At 57.2% G+C, this 20,809-nt stretch carries 16 protein-coding genes; 12 read left to right on the top strand and 4 right to left on the bottom strand.

Annotation, left to right across the window (positions count from 1 at the left end):
* The first annotated feature begins 708 nt into the window (after nt 1-708).
* The 10 genes from DW171_RS09300 (at nt 709) to DW171_RS09255 (ending at nt 12,950) form a co-directional block, all read left to right on the top strand.
* Nucleotides 709-1,221: a PTS glucose transporter subunit IIA gene (locus tag DW171_RS09300; RefSeq protein WP_158566174.1), complete on the top strand. Its 513-nt coding sequence runs from the start codon at nt 709-711 to the stop codon at nt 1,219-1,221.
* 18 nt (nt 1,222-1,239) lie between these two features.
* Nucleotides 1,240-2,094 (top strand): PRD domain-containing protein, encoded by an 855-nt coding sequence (locus DW171_RS09295; protein WP_233539149.1) that lies wholly within the window; start codon nt 1,240-1,242, stop codon nt 2,092-2,094.
* Nucleotides 2,095-2,193: 99 nt separating this feature from the next.
* Entirely contained in the window at nt 2,194-3,810 is a 1,617-nt protein-coding gene (locus DW171_RS09290) for a PTS transporter subunit EIIC (RefSeq protein ID WP_118271038.1), read from the top strand.
* Nucleotides 3,811-3,813: 3 nt separating this feature from the next.
* Complete coding sequence (locus tag DW171_RS09285) at nt 3,814-5,196, top strand: 6-phospho-alpha-glucosidase (protein WP_055310193.1); 1,383 nt, start codon at nt 3,814-3,816, stop codon at nt 5,194-5,196.
* A gap of 256 nt (nt 5,197-5,452) precedes the next feature.
* Nucleotides 5,453-7,285 (top strand): NAD(P)-binding protein, encoded by a 1,833-nt coding sequence (locus DW171_RS09280; RefSeq protein WP_117583958.1) that lies wholly within the window; start codon nt 5,453-5,455, stop codon nt 7,283-7,285.
* Nucleotides 7,286-7,335: 50 nt separating this feature from the next.
* Complete coding sequence (locus DW171_RS09275; protein ID WP_117639834.1) at nt 7,336-9,090, top strand: [FeFe] hydrogenase, group A; 1,755 nt, start codon at nt 7,336-7,338, stop codon at nt 9,088-9,090.
* A gap of 2 nt (nt 9,091-9,092) precedes the next feature.
* Nucleotides 9,093-10,151, top strand: coding sequence for an ABC transporter substrate-binding protein (locus tag DW171_RS09270; protein ID WP_118271037.1), 1,059 nt, complete (start codon nt 9,093-9,095; stop codon nt 10,149-10,151).
* Nucleotides 10,152-10,154: 3 nt separating this feature from the next.
* On the top strand, nt 10,155-11,531 hold the full coding sequence (locus DW171_RS09265) for an ATP-binding cassette domain-containing protein (protein WP_147357359.1): 1,377 nt from the start codon (nt 10,155-10,157) through the stop codon (nt 11,529-11,531).
* Nucleotides 11,532-11,746: 215 nt separating this feature from the next.
* Nucleotides 11,747-11,950 carry a hypothetical protein gene (locus tag DW171_RS09260; protein WP_117734431.1) on the top strand — a complete coding sequence of 68 codons (204 nt, stop codon included), beginning with the start codon at nt 11,747-11,749 and terminating at the stop codon, nt 11,948-11,950.
* Nucleotides 11,951-12,038: 88 nt separating this feature from the next.
* Entirely contained in the window at nt 12,039-12,950 is a 912-nt protein-coding gene (locus DW171_RS09255) for a CPBP family intramembrane glutamic endopeptidase (protein ID WP_147357358.1), read from the top strand.
* Here the strand turns inward: DW171_RS09255 and DW171_RS09250 are convergent.
* Nucleotides 12,947-15,088 carry a YgiQ family radical SAM protein gene (locus DW171_RS09250; protein WP_233539148.1) on the bottom strand — a complete coding sequence of 714 codons (2,142 nt, stop codon included), beginning with the start codon at nt 15,086-15,088 and terminating at the stop codon, nt 12,947-12,949. The genes DW171_RS09255 and DW171_RS09250 overlap by 4 nt on opposite strands.
* 253 nt (nt 15,089-15,341) lie before the next feature.
* On the opposite strand from DW171_RS09250, the gene DW171_RS09245 reads away from it, so the two are divergent.
* Nucleotides 15,342-16,061 carry a YoaK family protein gene (locus DW171_RS09245; RefSeq protein WP_117634848.1) on the top strand — a complete coding sequence of 240 codons (720 nt, stop codon included), beginning with the start codon at nt 15,342-15,344 and terminating at the stop codon, nt 16,059-16,061.
* 110 nt (nt 16,062-16,171) lie between these two features.
* Nucleotides 16,172-17,782: an ATP-binding cassette domain-containing protein gene (locus DW171_RS10405; RefSeq protein WP_117634850.1), complete on the top strand. Its 1,611-nt coding sequence runs from the start codon at nt 16,172-16,174 to the stop codon at nt 17,780-17,782.
* Nucleotides 17,783-17,809: 27 nt separating this feature from the next.
* Here DW171_RS10405 and DW171_RS09235 read toward each other — a convergent pair whose 3' ends face one another.
* The 3 genes from DW171_RS09235 to DW171_RS10110 all read right to left on the bottom strand — a co-directional run bounded on the left by DW171_RS09235 (nt 17,810) and on the right by DW171_RS10110 (nt 20,680).
* Entirely contained in the window at nt 17,810-18,346 is a 537-nt protein-coding gene (locus tag DW171_RS09235) for a hypothetical protein (protein ID WP_147327468.1), read from the bottom strand.
* Nucleotides 18,347-18,797: 451 nt separating this feature from the next.
* On the bottom strand, nt 18,798-19,811 hold the full coding sequence (locus DW171_RS09225) for a hypothetical protein (RefSeq protein WP_118271033.1): 1,014 nt from the start codon (nt 19,809-19,811) through the stop codon (nt 18,798-18,800).
* Between the two features lie 5 nt (nt 19,812-19,816).
* Nucleotides 19,817-20,680: a hypothetical protein gene (locus DW171_RS10110; protein ID WP_147352027.1), complete on the bottom strand. Its 864-nt coding sequence runs from the start codon at nt 20,678-20,680 to the stop codon at nt 19,817-19,819.
* Nucleotides 20,681-20,809 lie beyond the last annotated feature (129 nt).

The raw sequence follows: 20,809 nt of genomic DNA, 5'->3' as shown, positions 1-20,809 counted from the left end.
GGCGGGGCATTCCCCGCCTCTTACACCACATCTCTGCGCGCTACCGGTCCCCTCGGGTGCACCGTGCATTTTTGGGAGTATTCAGCAGGCCGGGGCGGCTGCATACGCACCGGAAGCGTCTTTTTGGGCCAGCGAGATCCTTCGACAGACTATTTGGGTTGGCGGACGGGGTCCGGCGCGGCGATATCACACGTTTCGCGTCGCGCCGGGCCCCAAAATGACGCCGATTGCGCGGCTTCCCCGATTCGCGGCGTCGCCGACGGGGACCGCGATGCTGAATACTCCGGTTTTTGCACGGTCCAAGCGGGGGTACGTTGGGACGGGAAGGGGTGCCCCCGTCTTTTTATGCATGACGCAAGCGAAATTATGCAAGACAATAGGGCACCATGCACCGGATACCCAGATTGGGGGCGACATGCGCCGCGATACGGGGTCGGGTGCCTCACCGGGAATAGCCACGAGGGTTACAAAACTATAGAGACATCCAAATATCGCCTAAAAACCGTTTATCGGAGAATAAATACCGTTCACCGGTCATAATGATTGTTCTGGCTTTGGGCTTGTCTACAATAGCTCCCGTAAAAAGAAATGCGGAAGGTTACCGAGTCCCTCGGACGTGGGCCTAACCAAAGTCTTTGAACGGGTGTGTCTCTTTAGACGCATTCGCTTGATTTTGGTTGGGCTATATTTATGAAGGGACATGCCACCATGGGTTTCTTTTCTCGCCTGATGGGCGGTTCGGATGAGCAGAAGACTGCAGCTTCCGAGTTCGAAATCCTCGCTCCCGTTTCCGGCGAGCTTGTTCATCTAGAAAATACCAATGACCCCGCTTTTAGCAGCCGTGCCGTGGGCGATGGCGTTGCCGTGGTTCCCCAAGAGGGAACGGTGTGCGCTCCCGTTTCCGGCACCGTCGCGGCGCTGTTTCCGACTGAGCACGCGCTGGGCATCATGTCCGACGACAGCTCTGCTCAGGTGATGCTGCATATCGGAATCGACACTGTTAAACTTGAGGGCAAGGGCTTCCATGCGCTTGTTGCTCAGGGTGACCATGTCGACGCGGGCCAGCCCCTCGTCGAGGTCGATTTTGACGCGGTCCGCGCCGCCGGCTTCGATCCCACGGTCTTCGTTATCGTGTGCGAGCGTTCGGAGAACTCGACTCTTCGTGAGCACGCTTCCGGCCCTGTTACTGTTAAAGAGCCTGTCGTCTGGCTTTCCGAGTAAATTCTTGTGGTGGGTACCGTGGTTATCAAGCGAGTTTTCAACAATAACGTCGCGATGGTCACTTCGGACGATGGCTCCGAGCTCATTGTCATCGGTCGAGGCCTCTGCTTTGGCCGTCATGCCGGCGACGCTATCGATGACGCATCGGTCGAAAAGACCTATGCGCTGCAGGAGGGCACTTCTCGGGATTCGCGTACGATTGACCGCTTGGCACATCTTTTAGAGTCCATCCCCACCGTCAACCTCGTGATTGCCGAGGACATTGTTCAGATGCTCCGTCGAGAGCTCAATGTTGATATCAACGACAAGATCCTCATTGCTCTCGCAGACCATATCGGCCTTGCTTTGGAGCGCGAGCGCAAGGGCGTCTCCTGCGAGAATCCGTTGCTGCTCGAGATCCAGCAGTTCTACCGCAAGGAGTATGCGCTTGCGGGCCGTGCGCTGCAGATTGTCAAGGAGTATATGGGCATCCAGATGAGCGAAGAAGAGCAGGGTTTTATTACGCTGCATATCGTCAACGCCACCATGCCGCAGCGCTCTGACCGTCTGATTGTTTCGGTCCAGCTTGTTCGCGACGTGCTCGCGATTGTTTCCGAGCACTATGCCACGACCCTTGACGTCACCTCGTTGCCGTACGAGCGTTTCGTTCGCCATCTGCAGTTTTTTGCGCAGCGAGCGCTCGATCCCGCGGCGGGGCAGGTCAATGGCGACGCGCTGTTCCGTATCGATGAAACGACGTATCCGAGGGCGTTCTCGTGTGCGGAGTCAATTGCCGCCCACTTAGCGTCTACCTATAACGTTGTCGTTACCGATGCCGAGAAGAGTTATCTCGCATATCACATTGTTAACCTGCTTGGAGAACCTGGTCTCTAGGCATAACGTGCCCATACATCGATTGATATAAGGCAAGGCTTGCGGTCTTGTCCAGGGCACAGCTATCTCAATTTGCGGAAAAGGAAGGGGAGTACCGCTATGACCGCAAAAAAGAAGTTCAATTTCAAAGCGCCGTTGGAGGTGTTCGCGAAGTCGATCGTTCAGCCGATGATGTATCTCTCGGTTGCCGGCATCCTGCTCATCGTGGGCATCATTCTGACCAACAAGACCATCTGCGCCGTGGTCCCCGTGCTGGGCTCCGGCCCGTTCCAGCTTGTGGGCGCCGTTGTCTATCAGTCGCTGATGTTTATCATCAACAACCTCTCGATTCTGTTCTGCGTGGGCATCGCCGGCGCCATGGCAAAGAAGAACAAGGGCCATGCTTCGCTGATTGCCCTGATGTCGTTCTTCCTGTTCCTGCAGGCTAACAACATCGTGCTCAACGCCACCGGCTCTCTTGCCGAAGCGAGCGGCATGCTCGGTCTTACCGGAACCGGCCAGAGCACCGTTATGGGCATTCAGGTGCTCGATACCGGCGTGTTTGGCGGCATCATTCTTGGTTGCATCACCGGTGCCGTGTTCAACAAGTACTCGAACAAGCAGTTCCCCATTGCCCTTTCGATGTTCTCGGGCGTTCGCTTCCCGTTCCTGATCATGATCATCATCTCCTGGATCATGGGCGCTGGCTTCTGCATCGTTTGGCCTCCGGTTCAGGGCGCCATCTCCTCCGTTGCCGGCATCATTAAGGAGTCGGGCAACATCGGTCTGTTTATCTACGGCATGCTCAACAAGCTGCTCGTTCCCACCGGTCTGCACCACCTCATCTACACTCCGTTCCAGTTCTCCGATGTGGGTGGCACCCTGACGCTGGGTGATCAGGTTATCGCCGGCGCCTATCCCATCCGTGTCGCCGAGATGGCAATGACGGGCCAGCCCTTCTCCGATAGCACCTACTTCAACAGCTACACCTTCAACAACCTGTGGCCCTACATCGGTATCGGTCTCGCCTTTATCTTCACCGCTTACAAGCAGAACAAGGATAAGACCAAGGCCGTTATCATCCCGCTGATCATCACCGCCGTGCTCTCCTGTGTCACCGAGCCCATGGACTTCCTCTTTGTCTTTGCCGCTCCCGTGCTCTTTGTTGTTCACTCGGTTCTTTCCGGTATCTTCCTGGTCCTGCTCAAGGTCCTCTCCGTGCCCGCTTCGACTGCAGGCGGCATCATCAACATCGTGGTTTCCAACCTGGTCCTTGGTGTCGATAAGACCAACTGGCCGATGATGCTCGTGCTTGGAGTCGTCAACGCCGCTCTGTACTTCTTCCTCTTCACCTTCCTTATTAAGAAGCTCAACCTCCACACGCCTGGTCGCGAGGAAGAGTCCGAGCTCGCCGAGTCCGTTGCCGAGGGCGAGGCCGCCGCGTCTGTCGCGGTGAAGCAGGGCGCTGTTGCCGCGGCTCCCGCAGAGGGCGTCGATGCAGGCATCGCCGACCTGGTCGCAGGTCTTGGTGGCAAGGACAACATCGAGGAGCTCGAGAACTGCTTTACGCGTCTCCGCGTGAACGTTAAGAACCCGGACCTCATCAATGAGGACCTCATCAACCACGTGCCCAACAGCGGCATCAACCGCAACGGCAATAATATCCAGATCATCTTTGGCATGAAGGTCGCCGAGATGCGTGACAAGGTCGAAAACGCAATTGAGAAGGAGCAGTAAACAATGATCATTACTCTGTGTGGTGGCGGATCCACCTTTACCCCCGGCATCGTCAAATCCATCGCCCTGCGCAAGGACGAGCTCGACGTTGACGAGATTCGTCTGTACGACATCAACGAGGAGCGCCAGCGCAAGATCGGCGTGCTCGTGGACTGGATTCTGCACGAGGACCTCGGCCTGGACATCAAGCTCACGGTGACCACCGACAAGGAGACTGCCTTTACGGACGCGAGCTTCGTGTTTGCCCAGATGCGCGTGGGCGGCTATGCCATGCGCGAGCAGGACGAGAAGATTCCGCTGCGTCACGGCTGCGTGGGCCAGGAGACCTGCGGCTGCGGCGGCCTTGCCTACGGCATGCGCACCATCTTCCCCATGGTCGAGCTGATCGATGACGTTGAGAAGTACGCTAAGAAGGACTACTGGATTCTCAACTACTCCAACCCTGCTGCCATCGTGTCCGAGGGCTGCCGCGTGCTGCGTCCCAACGCTCGCATCATCAACATCTGCGACATGCCGATCGCGATCATCGACGTGGTTTGCGCCGCGCTCGATATCGACAAGAAGGATGTCGAGTACGATTACTTTGGCCTCAACCACTTTGGTTGGTTCACCTCGATCCGCCACAAGGGCGAGGAGGTGCTCCCGCAGCTGCGCGAGTACATCAAGGAGCATGAGATTCTGCTGCCCGACTCCTACCTCAAGGGCATGGGCTCGCTCATGGCAAAGAAGCCCGAGGAGGCCACTGACGAGCACCCCGAGCAGAACCGCCACACCAAGGGCAGCTGGTACTACGTCTGGAAGGGCGAGTACGAGATCATGGAGTGCTTCCCGGAGTACCTGCCCAACACGTATCTGAACTACTACCTGCAGCAGAAGGAGTTCGTCGAGCATTCCAACCCCGAGCGCACCCGTGCTAACGAGGTTGAGGAGACGCGTGAGAAGAACCTCTTCGACGGCATCGACCACTACGAGAAGACGGGCGAGATCGACGAGAGCACGTTCTATGCGGGCAGCCACGGCGACTGGATTGCCGATTTGGCTATCGCTCTGAAGAACGACACCAAGCAGCGCTTCCTGGTCATTTGCGAGAACAAGGGCGCTATCCCCAACATGCCCTACGACGCTATGGTCGAGCTGCCTGCCTACATTGGCAAGAATGGCCCCGAGGTCATCAGCCGCGACAACATTCCTCTGTTCCAGCAGGGCCTCATGATGCAGCAGCTGAACTCCGAGAAGCTCGTGGTCGAGGCTACGATCGAGGGTTCGTACGAGAAGGCGCTCAAGGCCTTTACGCTCAACAAGACCGTGCCTTCGATGAAGGTCGCCAAGGAGGTTCTCGACGACATGATCGAGGCCAACAAGGGTTACTGGCCCGAGCTTAAGTAAAAGCAACAGGGTCGCTGGCCGCATACCTGGAGCAATGCCCCGTCCACGTGATTGCGTGGGCGGGGCATTGTCATTTGGTAACGCGTTTTACCAAATATGGCATTTATCTGCGGTAATGTTCTATTTCACCGCCGAGGGTGACATTTCATACCGCCTGCCGAACTGCGTGGAGACCTAACAACTTTTTAGGTCAGTGTTGTGCGTGTAGCAACTTCGCCCGGCCTCGCCTCCGGGCTGCCATGTGAGAGGGGATCTTATGGCTCGACTGCACGTAATGGAACGCAGCCACGCTCAGGCCGTCATGGACGACCTGCACGATGCGCTCGGACGTCGTCTGGCGGTGAGTTCGCTCGCCCCGTGCCCCGTTGAGTTTACGGCAGCGCTCGTCAATCTGTGCTCCACCCAGAGCTGCGGCAAGTGCACGCCCTGCCGCGTGGGCCTGAGCGCGCTGAGCGACCTGCTCGCCGATGTGCTCGAAGGGCGCGCCGATGAGTCCACGCTCAACTTGATTGAGCGCACCGCCCGCACCATCTATCTTTCGAGCGATTGCGCCATCGGCTACGAAGCTGGCGCCATGGCACTCACGGCCATTCGCGGCTTCCGCGACGATTTTGAGCATCACATCCGCGAGCGCTCCTGCGGCTTTGACCGCGAGGCCCGCGTCCCGTGCGTTTCGGGCTGCCCGGCGCACGTCGACATTCCCGGGTACATTTCGCTGGTCGAGGCCGGCCGCTATGCCGACGCCGTCAAGGTCATCCGCAAGAACAATCCGCTGCCGCTCGTCTGCGGCCTGGTGTGCGAGCATCCCTGCGAGATGCACTGCCGCCGTGGCATGGTCGACGACCCCATGAACATCCTCGCCCTCAAGCGTTTTGCCGTCGAGCACGGTGAGCTCAACGACCACAAGCCGCATGTAGTGGACAACACCGGCAAGCGCGTCGCCGTGATCGGCGGCGGCCCGGCCGGCCTTTCCTGCGCCTACTACCTGGCCGTGATGGGCCATAAGGTGACCATCTTTGAGCAGCGCCACCACCTGGGCGGCATGCTGCGCTATGGCATCCCCAGCTATCGTCTGCCGCGCGAGCGCCTGCAGGCCGAGATCGACTGGATTTTGAGCGCCGGCATCGACGTTGAGCTCGATCACTCCGTCAACGGCGAGGAGCTTGCCCGCCTGCGCGACGAGTTCGATGCCGTCTACCTGGCCATTGGCGCCCACAGCGATAAGAAGCTCGGCCTTCCGGGCGAAGAGGCGCCCGGCGTGGAGTCGGCCGTCAAGATGCTGCGCGCCATCGGTGACGACGAGCTGCCCGACCTGAGCGGCCAGCGCGTGTGCGTCATCGGCGGCGGCAACGTGGCCATGGACGTGGCGCGCTCTGCCGTGCGCTGCGGTGCCGAAAAGGTGAGCATTGTCTACCGCCGCCGCATCTGCGATATGACGGCTCAGGACGCCGAGATTGCCGGTGCCCAGGCCGAGGGCTGCGAGGTTCTGGAGCTGACGGCGCCGCTCGCCATCGAGACGGGCGAGGACGGTCGCGTGAGCGGCCTGCGCGTGCAGCCGCAGATTATCGGCGAGCCCCGTCGCGGTCGTCCGGCCCCGCGTGCCGCCGCGACGCCCGAGCGCGTCATTCCCTGCGAGCGCGTGTTCGTGGCCATTGGCCAGGACATCGATTCCAAGCCGTTTGAGGACATGGGCATCGTCTGCAAGTGGGGTCGCGTCGTCACCGATTCGGATGGCGCCGTGCCCAACTTCGACGGCCTCTTTAGCGGCGGCGACTGCCAGACCGGTCCCGCCACCGTCATCCGGGCCATCAACGCCGGCCGCGTTGCTTCGGCAAATATCGACCGCTACCTGGGCTTCGACCACAAGATCAAGCTCGACGTTGAGCTGCCGACCGTGCAGTTTAAGGGCAAGCACGAGTGCGGCCGCTGCGAGCTGGGCGAGCGCGAGGCCGGCGAGCGCATCCGCGATTGGAATCTGGTCGAGCAGGGCCTTACCGAGGAAGAGGCACGCCAGGAGGCAAGCCGCTGCCTGCGTTGCGACCACTTTGGCTTTGGCGCGTTCCGCGGAGGGAGGAACCTGGAATGGTAGAGCCCAACAAAACCACTGTCAGCGACAACACCGAAAGCGGAGCACTCAACATGGTCAAGCTCACGATCGATAACTGCGAGGTCGTGGTGCCCGAGCACACCACGATCCTGGATGCGGCCAAGTCCGTCGGCATCCAGATTCCCACCCTGTGCTATCTGCGCGATCTGAACGAGATCGGCGGCTGCCGTGTGTGCGTGGTCGAGGTTGAGGGCTGCGACCAGCTGGTTGCCGCCTGCAACAACTACGTACTCGACGGCATGGTGGTCCACACCAACAGCCCCAAGGCCCGCGAGGCGCGTCGCACCAACGTGCAGCTGCTGCTGTCCCAGCACGACTCGCGCTGTACGAGCTGCGTGCGCAGCGGTAACTGCAACCTGCAGACCATCGCCAACGACCTGGGCATTTTCTATCTGCCGTATCAAAGGCATTTGGCGGGCGAGGGCTGGGACTTCGATTTCCCCATCATCCGCGAAAACGACAAGTGCATTAAATGCATGCGCTGCATCAAGGTGTGCGAGAACGTGCAAGGCCTAGGGATTTGGGACCTGACCAGCCGAGCCACGCACACCGCCGTGGGTACCCGCGGGCGCGCGCCCATCGGCAAGACTGATTGTGTCGCATGCGGCCAGTGCATCACGCATTGCCCGACGGGCGCGCTGCGCGAGCGCGACGACACCGAGACCGTGTTTGATGCTCTCGCCGATCCCGATAAGATCGTGCTGGTGCAGATAGCGCCGGCCGTGCGCACCGCCTGGGGTGAGGAGCTCGGTATTCCGCGCGAGGATGCCACCGTTGAGCGCCTGGCCTGCGCGCTGCGCCGCGTGGGCTTTGAGTACGTGTTCGACACCGATTTCTCGGCCGATCTCACCATTATGGAGGAGGGCTCCGAGCTGATCGAGCGCCTGGGCGCCGCCGCCAAGGGCGAGAGTAACAGCCGCGGCTGGCCCATGTTTACGAGCTGCTGCCCGGGCTGGGTGCGCTTTGTAAAGGCGCGCTACCCGGAGTTTGTCGACAGCCTGTCCACGTCAAAGTCGCCGCAGCAGATGTTCGGCGCTATTGCCAAGACCTACTACGCCAAGGTGCTGGGCGTGGAGCCCGAGCGTCTGTTCGTGGTGTCCGTGATGCCGTGCACGGCCAAGAAGGCCGAGTGTGCGCTGCCGAGCATGATGGGCGAGGGCGGCGCGCCCGACGTGGACGTTGCGCTGACGGTGCGCGAGATGGTGCGCATGATCCGCGCGAGCCACGTGAGCGTCGACACGCTGGTCGAGGAGCCGCTCGATACGCCGCTGGGCTTTGGCACGGGCGCGGGCGTGATTTTTGGCGCCACGGGCGGCGTGATGGAGGCCGCCGTGCGCTCGGCATATTACCTGGTGACGGGCAAGAACCCGGATGCCGATTTCTTTACCGACGTGCGCGGACTCGATGGCTGGAAGGAGGCCGTGGCCGATATCGATGGCACCAAGGTGCGCGTCGCCGTGGCACACGGGCTGGGAAACGCTGCCCGTCTGCTCGACGCGATTCGCGACGGCCGCGTGAGTTATGACTTCGTTGAGGTTATGGCATGCCCGGGCGGCTGCGTCGGTGGCGGCGGTCAGCCCATCCATGACGGCTGTGAGCTGGCAGCCGAGCGCGGCCAGGTACTGTGGGGCCTCGATGCGAACGCCAAGATTCGCTTCTCGCACGAGAATCCCGATGTCCAGGCGTGCTATCGCGAGTTCTTGGGTGCGCCGCTGTCGCCGCTGGCCGAGGGATTGCTGCATACCGACCATCACGCATGGACGATGCCTAACGAGGGGACGTGCTAGCGATGCGCGCGTTTGATTTTGAAATGTCGCGCCGGGGATTTGCCTCGGCGCTTGCCGCGGGCGCGTTGTCGCTTGCGCTGGTTGGCTGTGGCGGCGGAGCTGCGGGGGCGAGGTCTTCTGCGGGTTCGGCTGCTGGGTCTGCGGCGAGTGGCGCTGCCGCTGAGTCGGTCGAGGTGCGCGTTGCCTCGCTCAAGGGACCGACGTCGATCGGTCTGGTGCAGTTTATGGACCAGGCTGCCGATGGCGAGACGGACAATGAGTTCGACTTTGCGATCAGCGCCGCGGCCGACGAGATTGTGCCCAAGGTCATTCAGGGCGATATCGACATTGCCCTGGTGCCGGCCAACTTGGCGAGCGTGCTCTACAACAAGACCGAGGGTGCGGTGCAGGTCATCGACATCAACACGCTGGGCGTGCTGAACGTTGTGACGGGCGACGCAGGCGTGGCCTCGTTTGGCGATCTGGCGGGTCGTACCGTCTACATGACGGGCAAGGGCACCACGCCGGAGTACGTCATGAACTACCTGCTGGAGCGCGCGGGCCTGACCGGTCAAGTGACGCTCGAGTTTAAGAGCGAGCCCACCGAGGTGCTGTCGGCTCTGCTTGCCGACCCGTCCGCCGTGGGCGTGCTGCCGGAGCCATTCAAGACCGCTGCCATCGCCAAGAGCGAGGGCAGTCTGTCGGCACCGGTGAGCCTGACCGACGCGTGGGACGAGCTCGCGGGTGACACGGGCTCCCGTTTGCTGACGGGCGTGACCGTGGTGCGCCGCGCGTTTGCCGAGGAACATCTCGAGGCCGTGGCGGAATTCCTGAGCTGCCATGCGGCGAGCGTTAAGGCTGTCAATGCGGCGCCGGCAGACTGGGCTCAGGCCGTGGTCGATGCCGGCATCGTGGATAACGCCAAGATCGCCGAGAAGGCGATTCCCGGGTGCATGCTTGTCTGCCAGACGGGCAAGGATATGAAGGCGGCACTTAGCGGGTATCTGCAGGTACTGTTCGACGCGGACGCGAGCGCCGTTGGTGGTAAGCTTCCGGCTGACGATTTCTACTACTTGGAGTAGCCCGTGCGTGCGTTTGCTCGACAAATGACAGAGCGTATGAAGGCGGTGGCGGCAGTAGGTGCCGTCGCCGCCTTTTGGCTTGCCGCGTGGATGCTGGTGGCGGCGCTGGTGGCGCAGCCGCTGATTTTGCCGGGGCCGGGTGCTGTTGCCTTGGCGCTGCTGCGCCTGGTGTGCGATGGCGGTACCTGGGCGATTTTGGCGGGCTCGGGCGCGCGGATACTGGGCGGGTTGGCGCTTGCCGCGGTGTGCGGTGGCGTACTTGCCGGGATTTCGTCACGTTCGCGTGCGTTTGCGCACCTGGTGGCTCCGGCGCTGTCGTTTGTAAAGGCGACGCCGGTCGCCTGCGTGGTGGTCCTGTTGCTTATCTGGCTGGGGTCGGCGCGCGTGAGCATCGCGGCAGTCTTTTTGATGGCGCTGCCGGGCGTATATTTCTCTCTGGTCGAGGGCTTGGCACAAGTGGTTAAGCCGCTGGAGCAGATGTTCCGCCTGCATGGCGTGCGGGGATGGCGCCTGTTTTGCGCTCATACCTGGCGCGAAGTCCTGCCGTTTGTGCTTTCGTGTGCCCGTGCCGTGATCGGCATGAGCTGGAAGGCCGGCGTGGCAGCCGAGCTGATCGGCATGGCGGTGGGCACCGTGGGTGAGCGCATCTATCAGGCAAAGCTTTTGATTGAGACGGCCGACCTGCTGGCTTGGACCGTGCTGGTCGTTGCCGCCTCGTGGGCGTGCGAGCGCGTGCTGGTGTGGCTGCTGCGGGTTTCGGGACCCGTGGCGTGGCGCGCGGCCGTGCGGGTGCATGGGCATGGACTGCGCGGGCGTGCGGGGGCTGCGAGCGATGGCGCTGCAGCGGAGCTTGCGCTTGCCGTGGGCGATCGCGCGCTGTGGGCGCCGGCGCTCGACAGACTGGTGCTCAACGTGCCTGCGGGTGGGCGTATCTGTGTGATGGGCGCTTCGGGCATGGGCAAGTCGACGCTGCTTTCGTTGGCAGCGGGGGAGTGCGCGCCGTGCTCGATGGTGTTTCAGGATGCGCGCCTGGTCGAGTCCGCCTCGGCGCTGGAAAACGTGCTGGTGTGCGCCGATGTACGCGTGGATGCTTCGAGCGCCGCGGCATTGCTGCGCCTGCTGGTGCCGGGAATCGATGTGCATGCTCGCGTGGCCGAGCTTTCGGGCGGACAGCGCCGTCGCGTCGAGATCGCTCGAGCCCTGCTGTGCCCGGGCGGTGCCGTTATTCTGGACGAGCCCTTTACCGGGCTGGATGCCTCCGCGCGCGATGCGACGGCCAAGGCTGTGATCGACCTGCTCGACGGCCGTATGCTGTTGCTTGCCACGCACGATGTCGCCGATGCTCAGGCCCTCGATATCTCGGACATCATCACGCTCTAAATACTGACTCAACAACAAAATGATTCGTTTTCCTCCGTCCCCATAGAGTCGGTTGTGATATTCTATCTGCGGGGTAATACTTAGGAATACCAAGTAATACCAACGCCGCAGAAACAAACTCCGGATGCGGGCCAATCGGGTTGCCTTCACAGCCCGTCGCCCAGCCGCGTGGCCCGCATCTATCCGCACTACCGTCGTTTCAAAAAGGAAGCGCCATGGCAGAACACATGACCCCTGTAGTCGCGAAGGTCTTGCCCGAGGAGAAGGCAGCCTTCGCGGCGGCAACCCAGCTCGTGGGCACCACGCCGTCCAACGCCATCCGCATGTTTATCGCTGCGTTCAATCGCTGCGGCACCTTCCCGTTCGACATCTCGCCCAACGGGGCTTTTGGCACTGCGCCCGATTCTCATCAACAATGACTGTCCCAAACTGCCGGCACTTGGGGACGTTCCTTTTCTGCCGGCAGTTAAGGAGCGTCCCCAAGTGCCGGGTTTTGAGGAGGTTGGCATGCTCAATGCGATGATTTGGGCGCTTGCCTGTTTTGGCGTCGTCGCTGCCGATATTGCCCTGAGCATCGTTTTGTTCTCCGCCCTTGGCGTCGCGTCGGTGTTCATGGGTTTTTCGATCGATGATCTCGACATTCAATTGCTTCAGGCCGTCGCGCAGACGGCATCGTTTTTGATGGCGCTGCTGTGGTGGCGGTATCTGTGGCCGCGTTCGTTTATGGCACGCCGGCAGGGCGAGCATCCGCTCGGCGGGGGAGCGCGTGGGGCGTGGAAGCGCATCGCCTGCGTTATCGTGATCGGCCTGGCCCTGCAGGTGGTCGTTGGCTACGTGACCGATGCCGTGCTGTCGCTGTTGCCCGATGCCGCGGCCGACTACAGCGAGCTTGTCGAGGAAACAGGCATGGGCGACACCAGCTATCTGGCCGTACTGACTACGGTGCTCGGCGCCCCATTTTGTGAAGAGCTGCTGGTGCGCGGCATTATTTTTGAGTTTTCGCTCCGAGCGTTTAATCCGCAGTGCCGCCCACTTTGGAAGCGCCGGCGTCGTGCGAGCGCGCAGGGCGGCACCATGGTGCCCTGGGCGGCCCCAAGTACGTGGGGTATCGCCGCGGCGATTGTGCTGCAGGCGGCAATCTTCGGTTTTATGCACATGAATTGGGTGCAGGGTTGCTACGCGGGTGCCGCCGGCCTCATCTTTGGTTGGGTGCTCGTGACGACCGGAAAGCTCCGCTACACGATCCTGCTGCACTTTGCCTTTAATGCCGGGTCGTATTTCATGACGTTGCTCTGGTTTGTGAACACGCCGTTCGACGTGGCAATTACGGTCGCTATCGCCGGCGTCATCCTCGTTGAGGCAATGCGGTCGCTGCGCCGCGCGTGTGGGATGGACGCGGCGAGCGCACCGCTGCCCTAGTTGCGACGCCCGCCTCCGTTGGCGCCCTGCCGTCCCTGGGCCGCGCGATTGCGACCGGCAGTGTTCTGCGCACGCGACATGCCGCCGTGCCCCTTGCTGCCTTTGGGCCCCTTGCCGGCACCGCCAGCGCCGCCGTGGGCCTTGCCGCCCTTCTTGCCGGTGCCATGCCCCCCGCCAGCAGATGTCTCGCCCGGGCGTGGCGGCACGGGGCGAATCAGGCAATGCTTGGTGTAGCCGATCAGGTCGCGACGGCCGGCTTTTTCCAGCGCCTCGCGTACGAGCTTGTAGTTCTCGGGCTTGCGGTATTGGATGAGCGCACGCTGCATGGCCTTCTCGTGCGGGTCGCGTGCCACGTAGATCGGCTGCATGGTGCGTGGGTCCACGCCGGTGTAGTACATGCAGGTCGACATGGTGGACGGGGTGGGGTAGAAGTCCTGCACCTGCTCGGGCATGTAGCCCATGTCGCGCACGGCTTCGGCCAGGTCCACAGCTTCCTTCATCGTCGAGCCGGGGTGGCTCGAGATCAGGTACGGCACCACATACTGCTTGAGTCCGTATTCGCGGTTCAGGCGTTCAAATTTACGGCAGAACGCGTCGTAGACGGCGCGGCTCGGCTTGCCCATCACGGAGAGCACCGCGTCGCTCACGTGCTCGGGCGCTACGCGCAGCTGGCCCGAGACGTGATGCTCCAGCAGCTCGCGCAAAAACTCGTCCGAGGCGTCGGCCATGGTGTAGTCAAAGCGGATGCCGCTGCGGACGAAGACCTTCTTGACGCCCGGCAGCTGGCGCAGGTCGCGCAACAACTGCGTGTAGCCGCTCTCGTCGACCACCATGTTCTTGCACACGCTCGGCCACAGGCAGCGCTTGTTCTTGCACACGCCGTGCTTGAGCTGTTTGTCGCAGGCAGGACGGCTAAAGTTTGCCGTCGGTCCGCCCACGTCGTTGATATAGCCCTTAAACTCGGGATCGCGCGTGAGCAGCTCGGCCTCGCGCATGATCGAATCGTGGCTGCGCATCTGCAACACGCGGCCCTGGTGGAAGGTGAGGGCGCAAAACGAGCACTCGCCAAAACAGCCGCGGTTGGAGCTAATGGAAAACTTGATCTCGGCAAAGGCCGGTACGCCGCCCGCCGCGTCGTAGTCGGGATGCCAATCGCGTGCGTAGGGGAGCTCGGCCACCTCGTCCATCTCATCGGTCGTTAACGTCGCCGACGGCGGGTTCTGCACCACATAGACGCTGTTGGGGTAGGGTTCTACCAGGCGATGTCCGGTGATGGGGTCCATATTCTGCTGCTGCACGTTAAAGCTGCGCGCGTAGTTGAGCTTGTCGGCGGCAAGGTCGTCCCAGCTGGGCAGCAGGTCGTAGTCGTAGACCTCGTCGAGCGAACCCGTGCGGTAGACGGTGCCGTTGATATAGGTGATCTGATCGACGGGCAGTCCCGCGTCGAGCGCGTCGGCGATCTCGACGATCGCGTGCTCGCCCATGCCGTAGATGAGGATGTCGGCGCCCGAGTCGAGTAGTACCGAGCGCTTGAGCTTGTCCTGCCAGTAGTCGTAGTGGGCCAGACGGCGCAGGCTCGCCTCGATGCCGCCGATGATGATGGGGGCATCCTTAAACGTCTGGCGGATGAGGTTACCGTAGACCGTGACGGCACGATTGGGGCGGTGCCCCTCCTCGCCACCAGGGGTATAGGCGTCGGTGTGGCGGCGGTGCTTGGTCACCGAATAGTGGTTGACCATGGAGTCCATGTTGCCGGCGCTGACGAGAAAGCCCAGGCGCGGCTCGCCGAGCACCGTGATGCTGGCGGGGTCGGTCCAGTCGGGTTGGCAGATAATGCCCACCTTGTAACCGTGTGCATCAAGGACGCGGCTGACGATGGCCATGCCAAAGCTGGGATGGTCCACGTAGGCGTCGCCGCAGATGTAGACGAAGTCGCACTGGTCCCAGCCGCGCGCGTTCATGTCGGCGCGGCTGACGGGGAGGAACTTATCGCGACCCGGACGCCAGGGGCGTGAGGGCGCTGCCTGGGTGTGCGTGGTGTGCCCACCCTGCGCCTTACCGCCGCGCCTTTGCTGCTGGCCCTGTTTGCCCTGCTGACTGCGCTGGTTGTTCTGAGCGTGCTGAGGCTTTTTTGCCACGATCCCTCCCGGTGTTTGTATGCTGCACGTAATTGTAACCAGTCTTTTTGGGACGGGGCTAAAAAGACTGGTGGAGTACATGGGCTGGCGGATCGGCGTGTCGATGCGGGAGCCGTTTGTTTCCAGACTGTGTATCCCCGTGTCGAAGAACCCGTCTCGCGCGCACGCCATGTTGTCAATGGGTTACAGTATGAACGGCGGCTATGTTTCCGCCAACGCACGAGAGGGTCGTCAACAAGGAGGATGCACGACGATGCAGCGTGCCAAACAGATATCGGAGTCCATTGAGCTGGGCATTATCTTGGCGCTCGCCGGTGGCTTTATGGACGTGTATTCGTACATTGGGCGCGATCATGTTTTCGCCAACGCGCAGACGGGCAACATCCTGCTCGTGGGTGTAAGCATCTCGGAGGGCAACTGGGCGCTGGCGGGGCGCTACTTCTTCCCCGTGGTTTCGTTTGCTGTGGGCATTATGCTTGCCGACCTGGTACACGAGCGTTTTGGCAGCGTGATCCACTGGCGTCAGGTGACGGTGTTCTTTGAAGCCGTCATCTTGCTGGGCGTGAGCTTTATCCCGGGCGGCGATTTCAACCTGCTTGCCAACTGCCTTACCTCATTTGCCTGCGGTATGCAGGTCGAGAGCTTCCGCAAGATCCACGGTCACGGCATCGCCACGACCATGTGCATCGGCAACTTGCGCAACGCCCTGCAAAACGTGGACGACTATATCATCACCCACAAGCGCGGCTTTTTGGAAAACGGCGTACTGTACTTTGGCGTGATCTTCACCTTTGTGTTTGGCGCCGTGCTGGGCAACTGGTGTATTGAGCGCATGGGCCTGCACGCCATTGCGGTGGCGAGCGTGCTGCTGTTTATCGCGTTTGCCATCATGTTCATCGACCGTGAACGCGATTTGCACAGGAAATGGGCCCGCATCGTAGCTGACTGGCAGACCACGAGTCTTAAGCGCTAAGGTGCATGTTCGTAATGACAAGATTTGACGTCAGCAAGGCGTGCTGCTTGAGGCTATAGAATAAAAATGCCATCTTTCTAGCTATAATTATTAGTTGAGGGGATGGACATATGCCAGAGCTTTTTATTCAAAATAAGACGACAGTAATCAAGTTGATGGTGCTCTGCATTTTATCTGCCCTGGTAGAGCTGTCTGTTGTTAAAGCTGAATCGTTGATTATAGACTATGGCCTGCTTCGCTCTAATTATCGTAACGTTTTATACATTGGGTTAGGCCTGCTAGTATTGCTCTCAGTTGAGCTGGTGACAAACCTGTTCAGATCAAAATATGCGGAGCAATTGGCTTCCGATGGCGCTAACTGCTTCTATAGATTGCTTGCCCGCCGCGCTTTAGAGCGGCCCTTAGTTTTAGCAAAAGACAGTGACTACCTGTTATCGCGCATTGAAGAGGCTGGGAACCTACAGCCGATGATTGGAATATTTACAACAGCGTTTCTTCCGTGCTTAGTGACGGGTTTGGCATCGTTTGTGGCGCTATCTAATATCTCTTTGTTGCTTTTGATCCCTGTTTGTGTTTCGGCATTGTTTATTTCGCTTCTATATCCGTTCGCTCTTAGTAAGCTATCGACTAAGAGCGAAAAGGCATTGGAGGCCCAGGCGAGGGGTTCTGCTTATTTAGCCCAACTAATAAATTGTCGACTTTACATTCGAATTTCTCGTTCAATTAACTTGGAATTACTTCGCTATAAAAAGATGCTTAAAGCCTGCAGGAACTCTCGAGTTGAGGAGAGTGTCTTTGCGAGATTGGCAACTGAAATAGTTAACGCTGGCAACATCATTACTGGCTTGCTTTCAGTTCTGCTGCTTATTTTCCTTGTGTTAAAGCGCGGGCTGACGGTCGGGATTGCGGTGCAGAGTTATCAACTTGTGCTTCTATGCTATTCTCCTTTTCCTCTTGTTCTGAATTGTTGGGCTCAGCTTCAACCGTCGTTTAGGTCGTTGCGCCGTGTCTTGGAATTACGTCGTCTTTTGGAAGCTGGAAAACCTAATTTGATATGCTTCGATCACGCTGATCGAATTAGTTGGAAAGGAATCAGTCTCTCGTTTTCGTCGAGCGAAACTAATGAGAGGATAACAATTCCAGATTGCACGATACAGGCACCTTGTCTGGTTTTAGTAAGCGGCCCTAATGCATGTGGCAAATCTTCATTTCTGGAAGTATTGAATGGATTATTGTCGCCAGTTGCCGGCAGACTGTGTGTTAATGAGTCTACTGTCATTTTCGATGGCTTGACTTTAATCCAGCTACCCTGCGCAACTATGCCGCAAAGACATTTGATAATGGGGGGAACTTTCAGGAAGGCTCTTTACTATGGTCTTGTAGATATTGACTCTGAAAAACTCATCTATCTTTTGAAGGGTTTTAGCCTCGATAAATTATTTGAAGCCAATCCCATCATTGGAACTAGGGGACACAATTTGTCTGGCGGAGAACTGGCTTCTCTATTACTTTGTAGGGCCTTTTTGAGCAGCTATTCTATTATTATTTTGGATGAGCCTTGCAACAATTTAGATAATGCTTCGATATCCTTTTTGAAGGCGGTGGTTGCACAGGAGATGAAAGAGCGTATCGTCATCATTGCGGATCATGGACATGGTTTTGAACAATTTGCAGACTATGTAATACAGTTTCAGGAGCCAGAAAAACTATCTAGCTCCTGAACGTTGCTACCAACTGCTATTTGCGAGTTATTCGAGATGCTCTTCAATGCGAGCTCTAAGAAGGGCAATGGCTGTGGGTATGCCAATTGCGGCAGCTAATTCGGCTTTATCCAAAACCTGTATGCTAAAGCACGATTGTTTATCACATTGAAGAACGGTAACTGAAGATACCCTCACTTCCCGTTGGCTGAATATATCGTAATCTCCAAAAAGGAAGTTACCTTTTATTGAGTAATTCGGTATGTTCGTTATGCACTTCATCTCAAGTCTGTTTAGGCCATAATCGAACACCGCAACTTCCTTGTGTTCGATGACGAGCGCAACCCTGGGCATGTTACTAAAGCCACCGTCGACGACAGTAAAGAGCTTTTCATTTGTATCGTCATAAACGGTGTATTTAAGACTCAATAGCTGTCCTAGTGGACCCGTGAACCCATGTCTTTTGATGTTGAGGTTGTCTCCCACTGGGTTGGTGAGAGCTAGAGCATGCGGATAAGGGTTACCTTCAATTGAGATTCGATATTCGTTTGTAGCTGTCTTGCTCGATTTAGGACCAGTAGCCACCACGCGTCATCGCCTCAATCGCATTGGAACCGACTTCTGCTTCGTGCGGAGAATTACGCAGTACGTTGCAGTACATGCAGCTGCAATAACCGCATGGGCAATTTCTAATAAAATGAATGACGCTATTTACTGCATGCATGTTAAATGGTCGAATACTTCTCATGATTTGCCTTTCATTGTTCGATTGTTTCTGACTGTTCTATTACCTTCTTCACCTCCTCAACACTGTTGAACCCTATGTTTTCAATCGACGAGTACTCAACGTAAACAGAAAACCTGCTTTCAAGAAAAATTAGCAGTCGAACTAGATCCGATGAGGACAAGCTGAATGGGGAATTGGTCAATCGTTGATTTCTTAGATCTTGATCAAATTGAGTCAAATCCAAATCTCTAATATTGCTTATTGCTTTTTCGATTTCTGCGTAGATGGTTTCATCTTTACAATATGCTGTCATTTCAGTACCCCAAGATCGAAATCAAACAACTCGTCCTCGATTGTCTTGCAGCATAGTAATGATTCTTCTGGATCTAAGCTGGCTGAGAAACTGGGTATTCCTCTTAGTCGAAGTTCTCTTGCTGCTTGAATAGCTTTATCGCTAGATGAATAGCTTATTTGAAATTCATGCGTCTCCAACCCCTCTGTGGCGTCAAGTACTTCGTTTGTAATTTCAAATTGAACTATCTCTGCTTGCGTAAGCGTTTCAATTACGGGCATGAGCCCTAGCATTATGTCGTAGTCGGCTATCGTGTATGGGATATTGATAATGGCTAAGTCAGGGCAGAAAGCTCGACATGCAGCAATCGACCCCAATCCGTAATCTCCGAAAATGTGGTCGTTGTATTTCATAAGCACATTGGGCGTCTCTAATAGAGCTAGGTCGGATTTATCATTCTCAATGATGAGGTTGATCTGCTCATTCATTTTGATGACGGCAGATTGGCCACCATCAAAACTAAGGGTGTTGCAGCCCCAGATTTCATTTAAAGGATTGAAGCTCAACGCGCATAGATTGGGATGGTGCTTTCTCATCTCGCTAACGATGCTACTGAACGTTATTGTTGAATTGGCGGGTGTATATAGATTCCCGACAACAATTTTTGGTATCAGGGCTAATTCCTGCATGTCGCTTTTGCTAGACTCGATTCGTTCAGCGGCGAGTTGGCTGACAACCGTCTTATTTACAGAATGAGCGTAGGTTTCAGCGTGTTTACTAAATTCTACGAGTCCTGCGGCGCTTTCTTTCGTCGATAAAACGACAACCAGGTCTGATTCATCGATTGTCGTTACATAGTTAATTCGATTTCTTATGCCAATTTCCTTGCAATTAACAAGGTTGGCGACATCTAGGCCGTCCGGTAGAATGCCGCATGGCGTTGATACCCGGATATTGTAGCCATTTCCTAGCAATCCAATCAGAAGAGGATAGTCAGCTCTTGTGAAAGATATAAGTCCGATTGTCTTCATGATTTTTATCGCTTGTTCCTTTTTAGAGCTGTTGCAATGGACACTTCATGTCTATGAAGCTCAAAGCGAAGTATTTTCTGATTAAGTCGGTCAAAGGCAATTCGTTTTGAATTGTCGCATGCTGTTCGCTTGTAATCAGGGCTTATTACTCCTTCGCAATCTGCGCTTTTTATGCATTGGGTGCACAGCTGAAATGCCCAACATTTTTTACATGAATCGCTGGTCAGCTTTGAAACATTGATTATCTTTTCAATTTGACCTAAATCAAATCCTGAATCCAATGTGCCGATATACATTTCCTTCGTTGTTTCGCTGACCCTTTCGCAAGGAAGAAGCGCTCCTGCTGTTGTCACAAATAGACGCGTAACCCCTGGTTCGCATGGGCCACCGGGTATAGCTTTTGCTGGGATGTTCGAAGGTGCAAATCGCTTTATGTTTTGGTTGATGTTTGCAAGCGTATATGAAGCGAGCCTATCGTTGCGGTTTCCTTTTTCGATTTCGCGCTCATCCATAATTCTTGCTTTAAATAAGGCGTAATTTAGCTGACTTGAGAACTCGTCATTGTAGGGGGCGATACGTCCGTTGCGTTCCAGGTAGTTGAATTGAACATCGCAATCTTCGATATCTTTATCATTTATAAAGGAAGAGACTGTTTTATAGATGTTGTTCGTGTCGACTACGGCATTAAAATGAACATATTTGTTGCGTTCAGGATGGCTGTCTAAAACCATATGAACATTGTCTATAACTGTTTGGTATGAGGACTTGCCATTAGCGTAATGCCTAGACTTATCATGGATTTGCTGCGGCCCGTCAAGACTGATTAACAAATAGAATTCATGCCCAGAATCGAAGAAGAATTTAACCATTTCTTCAGATAAAAGAGAGCAATTAGTTGTAATTCGAAATGAGATGTGTTTTCCTTCAAATACCTGCTCTGCATATTGAGTAATTAATCACAAATCACTTGTGATTAGTGATTGTTATTGGTGTTGCCT

It is taken from the genome of Collinsella sp. AM15-2 (assembly GCF_003471985.1).
Lineage (GTDB): Bacteria > Actinomycetota > Coriobacteriia > Coriobacteriales > Coriobacteriaceae > Collinsella.
Note: the sequence above shows the minus strand (reverse complement) of the source record. Positions and strands in the feature narration are given on the sequence as shown.